The sequence below is a fragment of the Marinobacter maritimus genome (assembly GCF_007671675.1).
In the GTDB taxonomy this organism is placed as follows: Bacteria; Pseudomonadota; Gammaproteobacteria; order Pseudomonadales; family Oleiphilaceae; genus Marinobacter; species Marinobacter maritimus.
The window spans coordinates 475,923-493,379 of record NZ_VCGW01000002.1 but is presented as its reverse complement, the minus strand read 5'-3'; the positions used below and the strand labels follow the sequence as shown (position 1 = coordinate 493,379).

The 17,457-nt window shown below is 55.8% G+C and carries 18 protein-coding genes; 15 read left to right on the top strand and 3 right to left on the bottom strand.

The annotated features are described in order from the left end of the window. Positions 1 to 64 precede the first annotated feature (64 nt). From trpE to trpC, 4 genes are read left to right on the top strand one after another with little or no spacing between them, the layout of a single operon-like run. Positions 65 to 1,573: an anthranilate synthase component I gene (gene trpE, locus FFI90_RS09350; protein WP_144777756.1), complete on the top strand. Its 1,509-nt coding sequence runs from the start codon at positions 65 to 67 to the stop codon at positions 1,571 to 1,573. A 15-nt stretch (positions 1,574 to 1,588) separates the two neighbouring features. Then, positions 1,589 to 2,167: an anthranilate synthase component II gene (locus FFI90_RS09345; RefSeq protein WP_144777755.1), complete on the top strand. Its 579-nt coding sequence runs from the start codon at positions 1,589 to 1,591 to the stop codon at positions 2,165 to 2,167. Between the two features lie 16 nt (positions 2,168 to 2,183). Continuing rightward, entirely contained in the window at positions 2,184 to 3,212 is a 1,029-nt protein-coding gene (trpD, locus tag FFI90_RS09340) for an anthranilate phosphoribosyltransferase (protein ID WP_144777754.1), read from the top strand. Positions 3,213 to 3,228: 16 nt separating this feature from the next. Beyond that, positions 3,229 to 4,044, top strand: coding sequence for an indole-3-glycerol phosphate synthase TrpC (gene trpC / locus FFI90_RS09335; protein WP_144777753.1), 816 nt, complete (start codon positions 3,229 to 3,231; stop codon positions 4,042 to 4,044). 29 nt (positions 4,045 to 4,073) lie between these two features. On the opposite strand, the gene FFI90_RS09330 is transcribed toward trpC, so the two are convergent. Beyond that, the gene (locus FFI90_RS09330) at positions 4,074 to 4,682 is read right to left on the bottom strand and encodes a DUF4202 domain-containing protein (RefSeq protein ID WP_144777752.1); all 609 of its coding nucleotides are present in this window, start codon (positions 4,680 to 4,682) and stop codon (positions 4,074 to 4,076) included. A 63-nt stretch (positions 4,683 to 4,745) separates the two neighbouring features. Between FFI90_RS09330 and FFI90_RS09325 the strand changes: the two genes are divergently transcribed. Further along, positions 4,746 to 5,957: a GGDEF domain-containing protein gene (locus FFI90_RS09325; protein WP_246123464.1), complete on the top strand. Its 1,212-nt coding sequence runs from the start codon at positions 4,746 to 4,748 to the stop codon at positions 5,955 to 5,957. Here FFI90_RS09325 and FFI90_RS09320 read toward each other — a convergent pair. Further along, the gene (locus tag FFI90_RS09320) at positions 5,929 to 6,546 is read right to left on the bottom strand and encodes a glutathione S-transferase family protein (RefSeq protein ID WP_144777751.1); all 618 of its coding nucleotides are present in this window, start codon (positions 6,544 to 6,546) and stop codon (positions 5,929 to 5,931) included. The two genes, FFI90_RS09325 and FFI90_RS09320, sit on opposite strands and share 29 nt — an antisense overlap. 343 nt (positions 6,547 to 6,889) lie before the next feature. Between FFI90_RS09320 and FFI90_RS09315 the strand changes: the two genes are divergently transcribed. The 4 genes from FFI90_RS09315 (at position 6,890) to FFI90_RS09300 (ending at position 11,015) form a co-directional block, all read left to right on the top strand. Further along, a complete protein-coding gene (locus tag FFI90_RS09315) occupies positions 6,890 to 7,858 on the top strand; it encodes an ABC transporter substrate-binding protein (protein WP_144777750.1) in 969 nt (322 codons plus the stop codon). 119 nt (positions 7,859 to 7,977) lie between these two features. After that, the gene (locus FFI90_RS09310) at positions 7,978 to 9,012 is read left to right on the top strand and encodes an ABC transporter permease (protein ID WP_144777749.1); all 1,035 of its coding nucleotides are present in this window, start codon (positions 7,978 to 7,980) and stop codon (positions 9,010 to 9,012) included. Between the two features lie 9 nt (positions 9,013 to 9,021). Next, the gene (locus FFI90_RS09305; RefSeq protein ID WP_144777748.1) at positions 9,022 to 10,080 is read left to right on the top strand and encodes an ATP-binding cassette domain-containing protein; all 1,059 of its coding nucleotides are present in this window, start codon (positions 9,022 to 9,024) and stop codon (positions 10,078 to 10,080) included. A gap of 95 nt (positions 10,081 to 10,175) precedes the next feature. Beyond that, positions 10,176 to 11,015: a substrate-binding periplasmic protein gene (locus FFI90_RS09300; protein WP_144777747.1), complete on the top strand. Its 840-nt coding sequence runs from the start codon at positions 10,176 to 10,178 to the stop codon at positions 11,013 to 11,015. On the opposite strand, the gene FFI90_RS09295 is transcribed toward FFI90_RS09300, so the two are convergent. Further along, positions 10,985 to 11,962: an META domain-containing protein gene (locus tag FFI90_RS09295; RefSeq protein ID WP_186317951.1), complete on the bottom strand. Its 978-nt coding sequence runs from the start codon at positions 11,960 to 11,962 to the stop codon at positions 10,985 to 10,987. The genes FFI90_RS09300 and FFI90_RS09295 overlap by 31 nt on opposite strands. A 175-nt stretch (positions 11,963 to 12,137) precedes the next feature. Between FFI90_RS09295 and FFI90_RS09290 the strand changes: the two genes are divergently transcribed. From FFI90_RS09290 to modC, 6 genes are all read left to right on the top strand, one after another. After that, the gene (locus tag FFI90_RS09290; protein WP_144777746.1) at positions 12,138 to 12,878 is read left to right on the top strand and encodes a glutathione S-transferase family protein; all 741 of its coding nucleotides are present in this window, start codon (positions 12,138 to 12,140) and stop codon (positions 12,876 to 12,878) included. A 99-nt stretch (positions 12,879 to 12,977) separates the two neighbouring features. Further along, positions 12,978 to 13,955, top strand: coding sequence for a sterol desaturase family protein (locus FFI90_RS09285; protein ID WP_144777745.1), 978 nt, complete (start codon positions 12,978 to 12,980; stop codon positions 13,953 to 13,955). Next, on the top strand, positions 13,918 to 14,835 hold the full coding sequence (locus tag FFI90_RS09280; protein ID WP_144777744.1) for an alpha/beta hydrolase: 918 nt from the start codon (positions 13,918 to 13,920) through the stop codon (positions 14,833 to 14,835). Before FFI90_RS09285 ends, FFI90_RS09280 begins: the two co-directional genes overlap by 38 nt. Next, positions 14,819 to 15,679, top strand: coding sequence for a molybdate ABC transporter substrate-binding protein (gene modA / locus FFI90_RS09275; RefSeq protein ID WP_425463094.1), 861 nt, complete (start codon positions 14,819 to 14,821; stop codon positions 15,677 to 15,679). Before FFI90_RS09280 ends, modA begins: the two co-directional genes overlap by 17 nt. Positions 15,680 to 15,699: 20 nt before the next feature. Then, a complete protein-coding gene (gene modB, locus FFI90_RS09270; protein ID WP_144777743.1) occupies positions 15,700 to 16,377 on the top strand; it encodes a molybdate ABC transporter permease subunit in 678 nt (225 codons plus the stop codon). Beyond that, positions 16,377 to 17,456, top strand: a complete 1,080-nt coding sequence (gene modC / locus FFI90_RS09265) for a molybdenum ABC transporter ATP-binding protein (protein ID WP_144778300.1) — start codon at positions 16,377 to 16,379, stop codon at positions 17,454 to 17,456. The genes modB and modC overlap by 1 nt, the downstream gene beginning before the upstream one ends. The last annotated feature ends 1 nt before the right edge of the window (position 17,457 follow it).

Below are 17,457 nucleotides of genomic sequence, written 5' to 3'. Positions count from 1 at the left end.
ACACTCAGCCAGGCATCAAGCGAGCGCCTGCTCGAACGCAGATCAGATTCCAGGAAGCCCGACCATGAACTCCGAACAATTCCGCAAGCTGGCACACGCCGGCTTCAACCGTATACCCGTGTACCGCGAAGTACTTGCGGACATGGACACCCCTTTAAGCACGTACCTCAAGCTGGCCAGCGGGCCTTATTCTTACCTGTTTGAATCGGTACAGGGCGGCGAAAAATGGGGCCGTTATTCCATCATCGGCCTGCCTAGCCAGGAAGTGCTCAAAGTATATGACCACCGCATAGAGATTCGCCGGCACGGCGAGTTGGTGGACCGCCGGGGCGAGTTGGTAGAGAGCGCTGAGGTAGACGACCCACTTGCGTTTGTTGCCAGCTATCAGGAGCGCTTTAATGCGCCAGACCTGGAGGAATTACCCCGCTTCAACGGCGGTTTGGTCGGCTACTTTGGCTACGACACAGTGCGCTATATCGAAAAGCGCCTTGCAACCAGCTGCCCCCCGGATCGCATTGGCACGCCCGACATACTACTGATGGTATCCAATGAACTGGTGGTGTTCGATAACCTGCGCGGCAAGCTGCATCTGATTGTGCACGTAGATCCGGCCGATGAAGGCGGTTACGAACAGGCTCAACTAAGGCTCGACGAACTCGAACAGCAACTGCACCGGAAAACCGCCAACACTCCGAAAACACCGGAACATCTGCGCGGCAAAACCGTCGACGAAAGCGAGTTTGTGTCCGGTTTCAGCCAGGAAAAATTCGAGGCCGCCGTCGATAAAATCAAAGACTACGTGCTGGATGGCGACGTCATGCAAACCGTCATTTCCCAACGTATGTCGATCCCTTTTGAAGCTCCGCCGCTGAATCTGTACCGCTCGCTAAGGGTACTCAATCCGTCACCTTACATGTACTTCCTTGATCTGGATGATTTCCATATTGTCGGCTCATCGCCGGAAATCCTGGCGCGTATGGAAGACCGGGAGGTCACCGTGCGCCCCATCGCCGGTACCCGCAAACGCGGCGCCACCGACGCCGAAGACCGGGCCCTGGAAGCCGAATTGCTGGCCGACCCGAAAGAAATCGCCGAACACCTGATGCTGATTGATCTGGGTCGCAACGATGCGGGCCGCGTGTCGGAAACCGGCACCGTTAGGCTAACCGAGAAAATGGCGGTAGAACGTTACTCCCACGTGATGCACATAGTGTCCAACGTAACCGGTCAGGTAAAAGACGGCACCAGTTGCCTCGACGTACTCAAGGCCACCCTGCCTGCCGGCACTCTGAGCGGCGCCCCGAAAACCCGAGCCATGGAAATCATTGATGAACTGGAGCCGGTAAAGCGTGGCGTCTATGGCGGCGCCGTGGGCTACCTTTCGTTCAACGGCAACATGGACACCGCCATCGCCATCCGCACCGCCGTGATCAAGGACAAAACCCTGCACATACAGGCCGGTGCCGGCATAGTGGCCGATTCGATACCTCGCCTTGAGTGGAAAGAAACCATGAACAAGGGCCGCGCCATCTTCCGCGCGGTCGCAATGACCTACAACGATTTTGACCACTGAGGCGAGGGAAATATCATGCTATTGATGATCGACAACTACGATTCCTTCACCTACAACGTGGTGCAGTATCTCGCTGAGCTGGGCGCCGATGTGCAGGTGCACCGCAACGACGAAATCACTGTGGAGCAGATTGAGGCACTGAATCCCGAACGGCTGGTAATCTCTCCCGGCCCGTGCACACCGAATGAAGCCGGGGTTTCCATGGACGTTATCCGGCATTTTGCCGGCAAGATCCCCATTCTCGGTATCTGCCTGGGCCATCAGGCTATCGGCCAGGTATTCGGCGGCAAGATTATCCGCGCCGGTCGAGTGATGCACGGTAAGGTTTCACCGGTTTACCACCACAGCACCGGCGCGTTCCGCGGCCTCAACAACCCGTTGCAGGCCACCCGCTATCACAGTCTGGTGATCGAGCAAGCCAGCCTGCCGGAATGCCTGGAAGTAACCGCCTGGACTCGCAACAGCGACGGCAGCGTGGAAGAAATCATGGGGGTGCGCCACAAAACCCTGGCCGTCGAAGGGGTGCAGTTCCACCCGGAATCGATCATGAGCGAACAGGGCCACGAACTGCTGCGCAACTTCCTGCGAACCTAATAAAAAGGCAAAGCCAATGAACATGAAAGACGCACTGAACCGGGTGGCCGAAAACCTCGATATGTCCCGGGAAGAAATGAAACAGGTAATGAGCATCGTCATGAACGGCGAAGCCACCGACGCCCAGATCGGCGCCCTGCTGATGGGTCTGCGCATCAAAAGCGAAACCGTCGACGAAATCACCGGCGCCGTGGAAGTCATGCGTGAGCTGGTCTCCGGCGTAACCATCAAAGCCGAACCTTTGGTGGATATCGTAGGCACAGGCGGTGACGGCGCCAACCTGTTCAACGTATCCTCAGCCTCCGCTTTCGTTGTCGCCGCCGCCGGCGGCTTTGTCGCCAAACACGGCAACCGTGCTGTTTCTTCCAAAAGCGGCAGCGCCGACCTGATCGAACAGGCGGGAATCAACCTCAACCTCACCCCGGAACAGGTTGCCCGTTGTGTAGAGCAGATTGGTGTCGGCTTCATGTTCGCCCCGGCTCATCACGGTGCCATGAAACACGCCGTTGGCCCGCGCAAGGAAATGGGCTGCCGTACCCTGTTCAACATCCTCGGCCCCATGACCAACCCGGCGGGCGTCAAACGCCAGTTACTGGGCGTGTTCAGCAGAGCCCTGTGCCGCCCCATGGCCGAAGTACTGCAAAAGCTGGGTTCCGAACACATCATGGTGGTGGCCTCCAAAGACGGCCTCGACGAAATCAGCCTGGCTAGCGCCACCCACGTGGCTGAGCTGAAAAACGGCGAAATCACAGAATACGACATCACCCCGGAAGATCTCGGCATCAAAAGCCAGACCCTGGTAGGCCTGTCTGTTGATACCGCCGAAGAATCCCTGAACCTGATCAAAGCCGCCTTCGGCCGCGGCCACGACGAAATGGCGGAAAAAGCCCGGGACCTGATCGCCCTCAACGCCGGCGCAGCCATCTACATTGCCGGCCTGGCCCCAACCGCTAAAATGGGCGTGGAAATGGCCCTGGACGCCATGGGCTCAGGCTTGGCCGCCGGCAAACTGGCAGAACTGGCAGATTTTTCCCATTGTTTCTGAGTCAGGAAAAAATTTAATGAGCACGCTCAACGATAAAACCCCAACGATCCTGCGCAAAATCGTTCACAGAAAATGGGAAGAAATCGAGACCCGCAAGCTTACCGCCAGCCTTGAGGATCTCAAAGCCCGCGCTGGCGACCAGCCCGGCACCCGCGGCTTTACCAATGCTCTGCGCCAACGCATCGAAGCCGGCACGCCCGCGGTCATCGCCGAAATCAAAAAAGCCTCTCCCAGCAAAGGCATACTCCGGGACCCCTTTGAGCCCGCCGAAATCGCCGAAAGCTACGAAAAAGGCGGCGCCGCATGCTTGTCAGTACTTACTGACCACGACTTTTTCCAGGGCCACGAAGACTACCTGATAGCCGCACGCAACGCCTGCAGCCTGCCGGTTATCCGCAAAGACTTCATGGTTGCGCCTTACCAGGTTTACGAAGCCCGCACTATCGGTGCTGACTGCATACTCCTGATCGCTGCCTGCCTTACCAAAGACCAGATGCAGGAGCTGGAAGGCACGGCCCACGAAATTGGCATGGACGTGCTGGTAGAAGTGCACAACAGCGAAGAAATGGACGACGCACTGACGCTGACCACACCGCTGATCGGTATCAACAACCGCGACCTGCACAGCTTCGCAGTGTCACTGGAAACCACCTTCAACCTGCACCAGCGCATAGGCAAAAACCGGCTGGCGATCACCGAAAGCGGCATCATGACGCGCGCCGACGTGGAAGCCATGACAGGCCACGGCATTTACGGATTTCTGGTGGGCGAATCCTTCATGCGCGCTGATAACCCGGGCGCGAAGCTGCAAGAGCTGTTCTTCCCCCAATAGCCAGATACAAAACCCGCACCCGGGGCGAATCAGGCAGGATCCGCCAACGCTTCCTGCATCAGCAGTTGCAAATGTTCAGGCAGCTTCGTCGATAACGCTAAAGCCCGCTCATGGGCACGCGGCGACATTTTGCCCCAGGTGCGCCGTACAATCCTCAGCCACTTCTCCCGCTCGTATTCGGCGTTGTCCGCATAAAACTGTGCAAAATACTTTTCCAGGAACACCATGCAGGCAACATCTTCGAGCAACTGGGTGTCTGCGTCTTTACGCAACTCCCGTTTGGTCAGAATCACCTCAACACGCTCGCATTCACTCGCAGGATAGCCGCAGTCCGCCATAATCTCAGCGGCCCTGTGGCCGTGCATACGGCCGCAGGCCTGGCGCCATTCGTAATAGGATTTTCGGCCTTCCGGGTAATCGCTGCGGGGCATTTTCCAGCGTTCGATGTGCTGGGCGCGACAGGCAATCTGCATCCGTTCTGAGGGCGCAGGCTCCAATTCGTGCAGCCAACGAGTCATGTGCAGGCTGTAAACGTACTCTCGGGGCAAGCGCTCGTCTGCCACAGTCTCCTTATTTGGATCTGCGCGGTTTGCACTGTCAATCGTATCCAGAGCACACGTGAGGGATGCTCGCTCCATACCGTCTCCTTTAGCGGCACAATTACCCCGCAGGGGATATTGCGCCGGGCGTCGTATTATCTGATGATTGAAACTACTGGCAGCCGGATTATGACGATGGTGAGATTTTCAGACCTCAAACCGCCATATAAAAAGGTACCACCTCAATGGCTTCCCGCTTATGAAGCCCACATCCGGATGGTGGAACGCCAGGTCGCCGTTGTTGCCGCCTGGGTTCTCCTGATCACTGTGATTTTCTACCAGTTTACCCATGAACTGCGTCTCGCCCTCCGTCCGGATCTCTGGCTTACGGAGCTGGCCTTCCGGACACCGGTTCTACTGAGCGCTTTACTAACGCTGCTTTCCCATTATACCGGTAAGCCCATGTGCCGAAGCCTTTACTTGCTCAGGGCCATGGGGCTTTCAGTCATGACCATGATACTTGCACTGTTTCTGGTTCACTACAACGGGGTGTCTGCCGACACGTATCAGATCACCAATGGCATGGTCATCAGCTTTTTCGGGGTTGCGATTCTGTCTGTTAGGGGCTGGAGAGAATGGTGGCTGCTATTTGCCCTGCCTTTAGCGATTTTCGCGCTCGTCGCCCAGGCACGGCGCCTTGCTCTGACAGAGATACTGCCTTTCATATTCGACCCACTGGTCATGATGCTTATCGGCATAGTAATGAGTGAAGCGCTGAGACAGCTCAGAGCAGGAGAGTTTCTTGCCCGGCAACAGCTCCGGGAGCAGGCCACTACCGACCAGTTGACCGGGTTACTGAACCGCAGGGCCATGCACCACTTGCTTGAAAAAGAGCATGCCCGTGCACGGCGGTACGGAACGAGGTACAGTCTGATCCTCGGGGATCTCGACCGGTTCAAGCTCGTGAATGACCGTTACGGCCACAATGTCGGGGATATAGTACTGCAGGAAACCGCGCGCAGGTTGGGTAGCCAGATGCGCGCGCAGGACGTTTTATGCCGCTGGGGTGGTGAGGAAGTCCTGATGCTTTTACCCGAAACCGGCCTGGAAGGCGCCATGCAAGTGGCTGAAAAAATTCGTTTATCTCTCGCCGACGAGCCCATTCTGGCAGGCGAGCACAGTATTCCGCAAACCATCAGTCTTGGGGTCACCAGTTGCTTGGGGCGCCATGACATTGTCAGCGCCATCAAACGAGCTGATGATGCTCTTTACCGGGCCAAGGAAAACGGCCGCAACCGCTCTGAGGCCGTGGCCTCCCCATGTTCTGAGCAGGACTTGCCAAACATCAGGCCTGCGCGGACGGGCGCGACTTGATGCGGTCATACCATGCCTGAAGGTGAGTATGCTCGGGCAGAATACGGATACTTACCACGCGGGCGAACGCCACCGTGGTAAAGGCATTGATGTCGACAGCGGTAAACCGGTCGCAGCAGATGTATTCCCGGTCGGCGAGGTGATCATTGAGGAACGCCATAAACTTGTTGACGCTCTTCCCGCAATCCTCGCCCCATTCCTTGATGGGATTCATCCTGTCTTTGAAATAGCCGCTGGTGTGCTGGAAACACATGCCTGTCGGCGTAAAGAAGTAGAACTCGATCCACCTGACCCACTGCTCAATTGTTGCTTTCTCAAGCGGGGTGTCGCCCAAGAGGGTCGGCGCCTCCGGATAGCTTTCCTCAAAGTAACGGCAAATGGCCATGGTCTCGGAGATGCAGGTCCCGTCATCCAGTTCCATTACCGGCACTTTCTTCATCGGGTTACGCGCCACGTATTCCGGCGTCAGGTTTTCACCTTTCTGCAGATCAATCTCAATGAACTCAGCCTTATCAAGCAACCCCTTCTCCGCCATAAACATGCGTACACGACGAGGATTCGGTGCAGTTTTCGTTTCGAAAATCTTCATTGTTATCAGCTCCGTTCAGGAATAAGCAGAATGAGTCAAGGTGACAGACAACCGAGAGATTGGCTCGAAAAAAGGGTTGCGTCAAGCAACTGACGAGAAGCCTCGCAAGCTTATTCAATACGTCTTCATAAATGGCCCATTTTCGTTAAAACCTTGTAACTGAGCTCAGGATCCTTATGCTTATGGCTACGTGGTAACCGAGACGAGTCGTTTTGCCCTACTCCCAGCATTGCCAGAAAACCGCAAACCAGAGAGCCTTTCCCGGTTACCTCACATCAGTCATAAAACAATTAGCAAAACAACTGATACCAGAACTCACCAACCCTCGAACGGAGAAGTGACTATGCGAAAGCTTACGTCTGCCGCACTGCTATGTGCGCTATCGGTGCCCGCCATGGCACAAGCCAACTGCGGTGAAGTATCAATCACGGAAATGAACTGGGCCTCCAATACAGTGGTCACCAACGTAGCCAAGTTCATTATGGAGCAGGGCTATGGCTGCGATGTGTCGGTTATCCCTTCAGACACCGTACCTGCGGTAACGTCCGTAGCGGAGAATGGCGAACCGGATATTGTCACCGAACTGTGGTTGAATTCTGCCGGTGAGTCTTATCTTCGCCTTGAGAAAGAGGGCAAAATCGAAAGGCTCGGAAAAGTGCTTGATCCCGGCGGCGTGGAAGGCTGGTGGATTCCCACTTATCTGGCCGAGAAACACCCCGAGCTGAAAACGATCGAAGGTGTGATGGCCAACCCCGAACTGGTGGGCGCGCGCTTCAACAACTGTCCGGATGGTTGGGGCTGCAGAGTTGTCAGTGACAACTTGATTCGCGCTCTGGATCTGGAAGACGCCGGCATCAAGGTGTTCAACCACGGCTCCGGTGAGACCCTTGCCTCTTCAATGGCGTCTGCTGTTCAGAAAGAAGAGCCATGGTTCGGCTACTACTGGGGCCCGACCGTGCCACTGGGCAAATATGACATGACCCGGGTAGAGCTTGGCGAATACAAGCCGGAGGTTCACCAGAAGAACCAGACTGCCAACGCGGACAACCCCGGTGTATCCGAGTTCCCGGCAGCAACCGTTCTTACCTCTGTGACCACCGACTTCAAGGACCGCGAACCGGAAGTGACAGAGATGCTCAGCAAAATGACATTTAAAACAGACACCATGAGCGCGCTTCTGGCCTGGATGGACTCCAGTAACGCATCCGGTGAAGAAGCTGCGGTTTATTTCCTGAGCAACAACCGTGATGAATGGTCTGGCTGGCTGAACGATGACGCCAAGAAAAAACTTGCTGCCATTCTTGAAAACTGATTAACCCGCCCTGGCCCGGGAGCAGTATCTGCAAGGATATGCCCCGGGCACATCTGATAGTGACAGCAACCGAATTCTGTTGCGGATGGCTCCCCATGCGCAGAAGAGGCTAAACGCAAATGGCAACCTACGACTCCCTGTTTTCGGCACTTGGGTTAAAAGAATGGTGCGCGGAAGGTAAAGAAGACGGCCCCATGTCGATGGCCGACCTGCTCGCCAAAGCCAAAGGCGATAATGCAGAACCGGAATCCCTGTGGGACTTTCCATTCCCATCGATGGATTCTCTCAACGACTCCTGCGCTGCATTTCCACAATCCAGAGAACTCACCAAGGGCCTGGAACAGGGCTTTCTTGCCGTAAAAGACAATCTCAGCCTGGTGCTTGATCCACTGACTCAGCCGCTGAGCTGGGCCCTTGATGGCGCCCTGTACGGCATGCTCACCACACCCTGGTGGATCATAATCCCGATTATGTTAGTCATTGTTTTTCTGGTCACCAAATCCTGGAAACTGGTGCTGTTTGTGGGCGCCAGCATTTGCCTGTTGGCCTTTATCGACTACTACGAATACGCCATGCAGACGCTTGCCATTATTTTTGTCTGCGCTTTCCTCTGTGTCCTGCTTGGCGTACCCATAGGCATCGCCATGTCCAGAAGCAACACAATGCAGCGGCTGACGATTCCGGTGCTCGACATGCTCCAGACGCTACCCCCATTCGTTTACCTGATTCCGCTGATCTTCCTGTTCAGCGTGACCGAATCCAAGCTATACGGTATCGCCATTATTCTGTACGCCATCGTGCCTGTAGTGCGGCTGACCAATCTTGGCATCCGGCTGGTGGACAAGGATGTGATCGAAGCGGCGGATGCGTTCGGCATGACGCCCAGCCAGAAACTGTTCAAGGTCCAGATACCCCTGGCTCTGCCCAACATCATGGCTGGCGTAAACCAGACCATCATGATGAGCCTCGCCATGGTTGTTATCGCATCACTGGTTTCGGCTCCCGGCCTCGGTGTGCTGGTGCTTCGCGGCATTCGAAATCTGGAGCTGGGTGTTGGCCTGGTTTCCGGCCTCGGCATTGTGATCCTGGCCGTCATTCTTGACCGTGTGACCAAAGCTTCTCTGGCACGCATCAACGCCAGCCAAAATCAGTGAGGACAGCACGTGGCAAATGAGATAAAGATTTCCATCAAGAACCTTTACAAAATTTTCGGTCCGACACCGGATGTGGCACTTGAATATGTAAAACGGGGCATGAACAAGGCCGATCTGCTGGATCAGCAAAACCATGTCCTGGGGCTCAGGGATATCAACGTGGATATCCTCGATGGCAAGATCACCGTTATTATGGGGCTTTCGGGTTCTGGCAAGTCAACTCTGATCCGCCACCTCAACCGTCTGATTGAACCCACCGCCGGAGAAGTCCGCCTTGATGGCGAGGATGTTCTCGACCTGGACGAAGAACAACTCCGTCAGCTCCGGCGGGAACAGATGTCCATGGTGTTCCAGAAGTTCGCATTGCTGCCGCACAAAACAGTGCTCGAAAACGCCGGCATGGCCCTCAACATTCGCGGTTCCACCGTCGCGGATTTTGAAGGCGAAGCGGTAAAGTGGCTAGCGAGGGTGGGACTTGAGGGCAACGAAAACCAATATCCCCATCAGTTATCCGGTGGTATGCAGCAACGGGTGGGCATAGCCCGTGCGCTGGTGTCCAACTCCCCGGTCATGCTGATGGACGAAGCCTTCTCTGCGCTGGATCCGCTGATCCGGTCCGACATGCAGGATCTGCTGCTGGAACTGCAGGGCGAGCTTCAGAAAACCATTGTGTTCATCACGCACGATCTGGACGAAGCACTGAAGCTCTCGGATCATCTGGTCATTCTCAAAGATGGCGAAGTCGTTCAGCAAGGTGACCCACAGGACATCCTGCTCAACCCCAACGATCCATACATTGTCGCCTTTATAAACGATATCAATCGTGCGCGGGTGCTCAGGGTGCGCTCCATCATGAATCCTGATGTCGAGAGCGATACAGATTATGCAGGTGACATTTCCGAGAAGGACAACCTTGAAACCGTGCTTTCCCGCTCAGGTGGCGACACGGACCTGATATTCAGGGTGATTCGCAACGGCGAGGCAATAGGCAGCCTCAGCATGAAGGATCTGACTCGTGCACTGGTTCCGACAGATGCTTCAACCACGAACAGCGCCAGTAAGGAATAATTAGCCGTAACCGATGCAAAGAGCCGGGCGTGAGCTATTCTCTCAGTGCACGCTCGCCTTCGTAGTACCCTGACATCACTAATGCGGCTTCAACCATGCCCCGAGCAATCCTGATTGCATTGTTCATTAGCCTTGCCGGCTGCTCACCGCCAGAAGAGCAGCCGGTCAGCTACCCTGCGCAAACCACTCATCCATCGGATAAAACCCGGCCTGCAAGCCGGAGTGAATTCACCATTGTTATTGCCGCAGACCCTTGGTGCCCCCACAACTGCGTGGCTGGCGCTGCCCGCGAGGGCTACACCATAGACACGGCAAGAGAGGTCTTTGCTGCAGCGGGATACGAAGTCGAATACCTGAATGTAAGTTGGGCGCGGGCCATTCAACTTGCCAAAGAAGGCCGCATAGACGCAATAACAGGCGCGTTTACAGGGGGCGCTCCGGGGTTCGTTTTCCCCCGGGAGGCCATTGGAGTCTCACGTACAAGTCTGTACACCAATGCTGCCAGCCATTGGGTTTACCAAGGCATTGAATCCCTGAAAGGACAAACCCTGCTTGCAATTAACGGCTATTTCTATTCACCGGAACTGGGTGCTTACATCGAACGTAATCTGGACGACCAGAACCGCGTGTGGATACTGTCCGGGCCGGCGCCACTTAACCGCGCTGTGAGCCTACTTGAACGGCACCGGACAGACGTTTTTGTGGAAGATGAGTTTGTCATGAACTGGGCACTGGAGACCCGAAGCGATCTGACGCCGCCGCGCAACGCCGGCGAAATATACGAAGCACCTATCTTTATTGCGTTCTCGCCAGCCAACCCGAAAGCCGCAGAACTCGCCCAGGTGCTGTCGGATGGCACCAGAGAACTGCGGCAATCGGGGCGGCTCAGTGAGATACTGGCCAGCTACGGATTGCCCTTGTTCTCCGTTGATTGAAACGCGGTGATCTCCTCGCCTGTCGAGGTTGTCAGCACCAGCTGTCCGTTGCGGCCAATCGATGCACGTTTTACCTTCGACATGAGCTCCAGAAAGCGATCTTCCTGGTTCATCAGGGCCGGCGCGCAGGCCATTTTAGTTGAAAACATATAGTCAAAGCTCATCCCTTCAGCAGTGCGCTCATACTGGCCTCCGTAGCGATTACAAGAGGCACGGCCAGCAAGGCGGTTTTCATCCAGAAACTCAACAGTCATCCGGGAGCTATCAATAATGCCGGCGCCTGCCAGGTCTTCAACAACCCACTCGGCTCCGCGGAACAAGCGCTCAGGATCACCACCACAGCCCTGGAAGACTTCACCGTTCAGTTCCAGGCGAACCTGCGCCGGGAACTGGGCTCCAGACATAGTGTCTTCACACAGCTGATGCGCCACCTTAAGCGTCAGTTCCTGCCCATCCAGCTCACCACGTAATTCGCGGCCATGGCGGCTAGCGACGGTCGTTTCCAGCGCGACCTTTTCAGGCTCACCGGTATCATAAGGGCGATTCAACACCAACTCCTTATGCGCTAAACGGACGTGCCAGAAAGGCTCGTTGCCAGTGGCCTCAAACGGCATTTCCAGCGCACCGTCCTGCAAGCACTCCGGGTATTTCTGTCCTTTTACGCTGAACAGCGCTCGCTCGCCTTTACTCCAGAAGTAGGTTTCATCATCTTCCGGCGCTACATAACGCGCTCCGGAAGCGCTCACTGCCTGTTTTAGCACAAGGCGCTGGCCCTGATAGTCAACGTCAAGCTGGTCGCCGTTTCCAACACTGGTCGCAGCGACGCTCAACTGGCCACACTGATAGCTGCCTGACGTCGCCGGCGAATCCGGCCCGGTGGCGCAGGCAGAGAGAAAAAGCCCACTGGCTGCGACGACAGACGTCACCAAGATCCGTTTCAGGTACATGGACACACCTCGGCATTAAAACGTGAATGAATGTCGGCATCTTAAAGGCAAGCCTTGAGGAAAACCAATTGCAGAAGCCCTGGAAGCGTTAGAATCACGCAACGCATACAGCCATGCTGCTTTTTATCCCTCCAACCGACGGTTATGCTAAAGATCATCACACAGGAGACAAAGCATGGCTCTCAGGCTTTATCAGTTCGCCATATCCCACTACTGCGAGAAAATCCGTTGGGCACTGGATTACAAAGAGCTCAGTTACGAAACCACAACTCTGTTGCCAGGCCAGCACATAAAAACCGTGAGGAAGCTGACGCGGGGTGCAGGCGCCTCAGTACCGGTATTGGAGCATGATGGTGAGGTAATCCAGGGGTCGTTCGACATTCTCGATTACCTTGACAGGACCTTCCCTGACAAGCCGCTCACCCCAGCGGATGAACCTGCAAGAACGCAAGCATTGGAGTGGGAAAAGCGCCTGGACGCAGAAGCCGGCCCCGCCGTCCGCTGTTACTCCTACCACCATTTCCTGCAGCGCCCGAAAATAGTGGTGCCACTACTCGCGGCGGGGACGCCTTTCTACAATCGCATACTGCTCAGCCTCGCCTTCAGCCGGGTAAATGAAGTGATGCGAAAATGGATGAAGATCAACGAAAAAACCGCCGAAGAATCCCGAAAGGCGATGGAAGGTCTGCTTGTCGAACTGGCGGAAATCTACAGCCGGCAGCCGTTTCTGGGGGGTGATTCCTTCTCTCGTGCCGACCTGACGGCTGCCGCACTTTTTGCACCGCTGTTTCAACCTGAAGCCTACCCGGTACCCTGGCCAAAGCCGGCGAGAATCCCCAAGGAAGTCAAAGATTGGCTCACCCAATGGCAACCGCAACTGCAGGTGCTTGGAAAATTGTACAGTGACTACCGATAACTCGTTGGCGTAAATCGCTACCCCCAGTGGCGTGATACGACTGCCCCCATCCCGCGAGCTCGTGCCAGAATACAGCGGAATATAGAAGGGGGAAAGCTTATGTCACTAACGGACATGATGTTAGCGGTACTTGAGGAAAGTGGCCTGCTGGCACTCTGGCAGGCGATTTCCCCTTGGCTGGCACTGGATGAACGGCAACTTATATTTGTTGTCGCCACACCGGTTTTTCTTGCCGTAGCGGTTTTCGAGTATCTGAAAATACGACACAACCCGAATCTGATGGATACCCGGGAAGCCATCCGGAACTTCACCCTGGGGGCGGGTTACCAGGTCACCGAGCTATTGTTTGCCGGCATTATTGCCTTTCCGGTTTACGCTCTATGCTACCACTACCGTCTTTTCGAGCTGGAGCTGAACTGGCTGACCGGTTTGCTTACCTTTTTGGGCGTGGATTTTTGCTTCTACTGGATGCATCGTGCCAGCCACCGCATGCGATGGTTCTGGGCCGCCCACGTTGTTCATCATTCCTCCGAGCGAATGAACTTTTCCACGGCAATGCGCCAGAACGCCACCAACGTTTTCAATGGAGGCTGGGCCTTTTACCTCCCCCTGGCTCTGCTGGGCTTTAATCCGGTATGGATAGGCATCACCTACGCACTGTCTCTGGTCTATCAGTTTTTTGTTCACACCACATTGGTTGGGCAACTGCCGGGCTGGATCGAACAGGTTTTCAACACCCCGAGTCATCACCGGGTTCATCATGGCCGCAATCCGGATTATATTGACCGCAATTACGGCGGCACTCTGATTATCTGGGATCGCCTGTTCGATAGCTTTACGGAGGAAGACGCCAAGGTACCGGTTGATTACGGAATTACCCGCCCTGCGCCGTCCCAAAATCTGTTTGTGCTCTGGACTCACGAATACGTGGATCTGTTCCGCGACATGGCCCGCCCCGGTGGACTAATGTCTCGGCTGAGCCACCTTTGGAAACCGCCGGAATGGGAACGCCCGGCCCCACCTGCTCCCGGAGCGCTGCATGCAAGAGCAACCCCTAAGTCTGAACGGCCAGAATAATCATGTGATAACGGGCACGATTTTTTGTCCGAAAACGCCTCGTTCAGCTCTGGTTATCGCCCACGGTATGGCGGAGCATGCGGGGCGTTATGCTGATTTCGCCCGTTGGCTGGCCAAGCAAGATATTGCCGTTGTTACTTTGAATCATCGGGGCCACGGCCCTGAATGCCCGCCCCATCAGCTTGGACATTACAGCGATACTGACGGCTGGGAAAAGGTGGTCGACGATCTGCACCAGGTACTGCTCGATGCACGGGAACGTTTTCCTGGCATACCTCTGGCCTTGCTTGGGCACAGTATGGGGTCGTTCATCGCCCAGAGCTGCGCGCAGCAGCATCCTAACTCACTGGACTGCCTGATACTAAGCGCCAGCAACCGTATCTCCCGACCCCACTTATGGGTCTCTGGAATCTTGATCAGGGGAATTCGTCGGCTATACGGCCAACATCACCGAAGCCCAACCATTGCCGGAATGACCTTTGGCAAGTTCAACCGCCTGTTCCGCCCCAACCGCACTGACTGCGACTGGCTAAGCCGGGATACCGCCCAAGTAGACCAATATGTAGCGGATCCGCTGTGTGGGTTCGAATGCACCGCCGGGCTGTGGCATGATTTTATTCAGGGTATGCTTACCATTAAACCTTCGCTTTGGCGCCAGACCCTCCCCGTTCACCTGTTTTCCGGCTCGGACGATCCGGTTGGGGAAATGGGCAAAGGAATTACCCGGCACGCTCAGCACATCCAGAGGGCAGGCGTGCGGGAAACAAGTTTGCGGTTATTCGAAGGGGGCAGGCACGAGATGCTGAATGAAGCCAATGCCGAAGAAGTCCGGGAACATGTATTCTCGCTGCTTGTCACGGAGAATGAGTTCGATAACTGAGAAGCCGCCCGCCCTGGCCCTGAGGCAACCATACCAGGCACATCGCTATACACATCCGGATACAAAAAAGACGCCCATGCACTTACCCAGGAAACGTTTTCACCCAGCAGCAGCCCTGTGCCTGCTACTGGCGTTCAGCAGCATGGCTCACGCTGTCGATGTTCGGATTGCTGTGGCTGCCAACTTTACCGACACCACCCGCGACCTGATTGCAGCATTTGGTGAGGCAACCGGGTTGGAGGCCGTTGCCAGTTTCGGCTCCACTGGCAAGCTTTATGCACAAATAGAACATGGTGCGCCGTTTGACGTGTTTCTTGCCGCCGACAGCCATCGCCCGGAGTTGCTTGAGAAGAGTGGTCAAGGCGTAGCGGGCACCCGGTTCACCTATGCCAAAGGAAAGCTTGCGCTATGGAGCCCGGTACGCGACACATTTGAGGATCCAAAGGTATGGCTTGAATCCGGAAAATTTGCTCGCTTGGCGATTGCGAACCCTAAAACAGCGCCTTACGGTCTCGCAGCTCAGGAAGTGCTCACCCAAATGGGCCTGTGGGAATCGTTGCAGGATCGCCTGGTGCGTGGCGACTCTATCGCCCAGACCTTCCAGTTTGTCGCCACCAGCAACGCCCAATCCGGTTTTGTCGCTCTCTCGCAGGTGCGCGCCTGGGACGAAAAAGGCGGCTCACTGTGGGTGATTCCGCAAGCCTACTATTCCCCCATCAAGCAACAGGTTATTCTTCTTACCCGCAGCGCAACTAAAAATGCGGCGCACCAGTGGCTTGAGTTCCTGCGCGGCGACGAAGCCCGAAGCATCATTGAAGAATCTGGCTATGAAACCGAACGCTGAGAAGTAACCCGGCCGATACCATGGACATATACTGGGAGCCCGTCTGGCTCACCCTGAAACTCGCAGGTTTTACCACCGCCATACTTCTGGTACTGGGAACGCCTATTGCCTGGTGGCTGGCCCGGAGCAGCCATTGGATAAGGCAGCCTATTGCGGCAATTGTTGCTCTGCCGCTGGTATTGCCCCCCACCGTTCTCGGGTTCTACCTGTTGGTTCTGATGGGGCCAAAAGGCATGGTCGGTCAGCTCACCGAGCAGCTGGGCCTGGGTTTGTTGCCCTTCACCTTCGAGGGTCTGGTGATTGCCTCGGTCATCTACTCCCTGCCGTTCACCGTTCAGCCCCTGCAAAATGCATTCGCCTCAATCAATCAGCAGTTACTTGAGGTCGCATCCACGCTTCGGGCGTCACCCGGAGATCGTTTTTTCTCCGTTGTACTCCCCCTGGCCCGCTCCGGTTTTTTAACCGCTGGCGTGCTCACCTTTGCTCATACCATCGGCGAGTTTGGCGTTGTGCTGATGATTGGCGGCAACATACCCGGTGAAACCAAGGTGCTCTCAGTGGCCATCTATGACCATGTAGAGTCTCTGGAGTACACCCAGGCCCACTGGTTGGCGGCTGGCATGGTTGTCTTTTCTTTCGTCGTGCTCGTGACGCTCTATTCGCTCAACGGCCGGCTGCAATCCGGGTTGGTGAAATGATGGGGACAACGGGGATACAGGCACGATTCGCCTGCAAAGTCGGAACATTTACACTGGATGTCGATCTGGACCTACCGGGTAGCGGGCTCACCGCTCTGTTCGGGCACTCGGGCTGCGGTAAAACAACGCTGCTGCGCTGTATGGCAGGCTTACAAGTAGCGATTGGCGCCATGCGTGTTAACGGTGACGAGTGGCAGAGCGAATCCGGAAGCCGCCCTGTTCACCAGCGGCCTCTTGCTTACGTGTTTCAGGAAACCAGCCTGTTCCCTCACCTTTCGGTAAAGCGCAACTTGATGTACGGATACCGACGCATTCCACAAAGCGAACGCCAGATATCCTTCGATCAGGCTATTGAATGGCTGGGGCTCGCACACCTGCTTAACCGTATGCCCGAAAAGCTCTCAGGTGGGGAGCGCCAGCGAGTCGCGATTGCCCGAGCACTGCTCACAAGCCCTAAACTCCTGCTGATGGACGAGCCCCTGTCTGCACTCGACCAGAAGAGCAAACAGGAGATCATGCCCTACCTGGAAGCTCTGCGGGACAACCTCGCCATTCCCATGCTCTATGTGTCTCACTCCACAGCGGAAGTTGCACGACTGGCGGACCACATTGTAATGCTGGACAAGGGGCAGGTAATTGCCCAAGGTCCACTGCAACAGATTATGGCGCGCACAGATCAACCCTTTGGGCTGGAGGAGGACGCCGGGGTCATTCTCGACGCCACTGTCTCAGAACGTGACGAACGATGGTACCTCTATCGGGCTGATTTTGCAGGGGGCCATCTATGGCTACGTGCCGATGAGAACCTGGCTATCGGTCAAAGAGTTCGCTTACAGATACTTGCAAGGGATATTAGCTTGGCCCTAAGCGAGCAGGCCGATCAAAGCATCCAAAACATCCTGTCCGCCACCATTAATGAAATAGCCTCAGACGTGAGCCCTGGGACCTCGATGGTGCGATTGCTGGCGGGGCAAACACCGTTTCTGTCTCGCCTGACCAGCAGAGCCGTGCACACTCTGGCAATTGAGCCCGAACAGCAAGTCTGGATGCAGATCAAGTCCGTCGCTATCGTCGACTGAT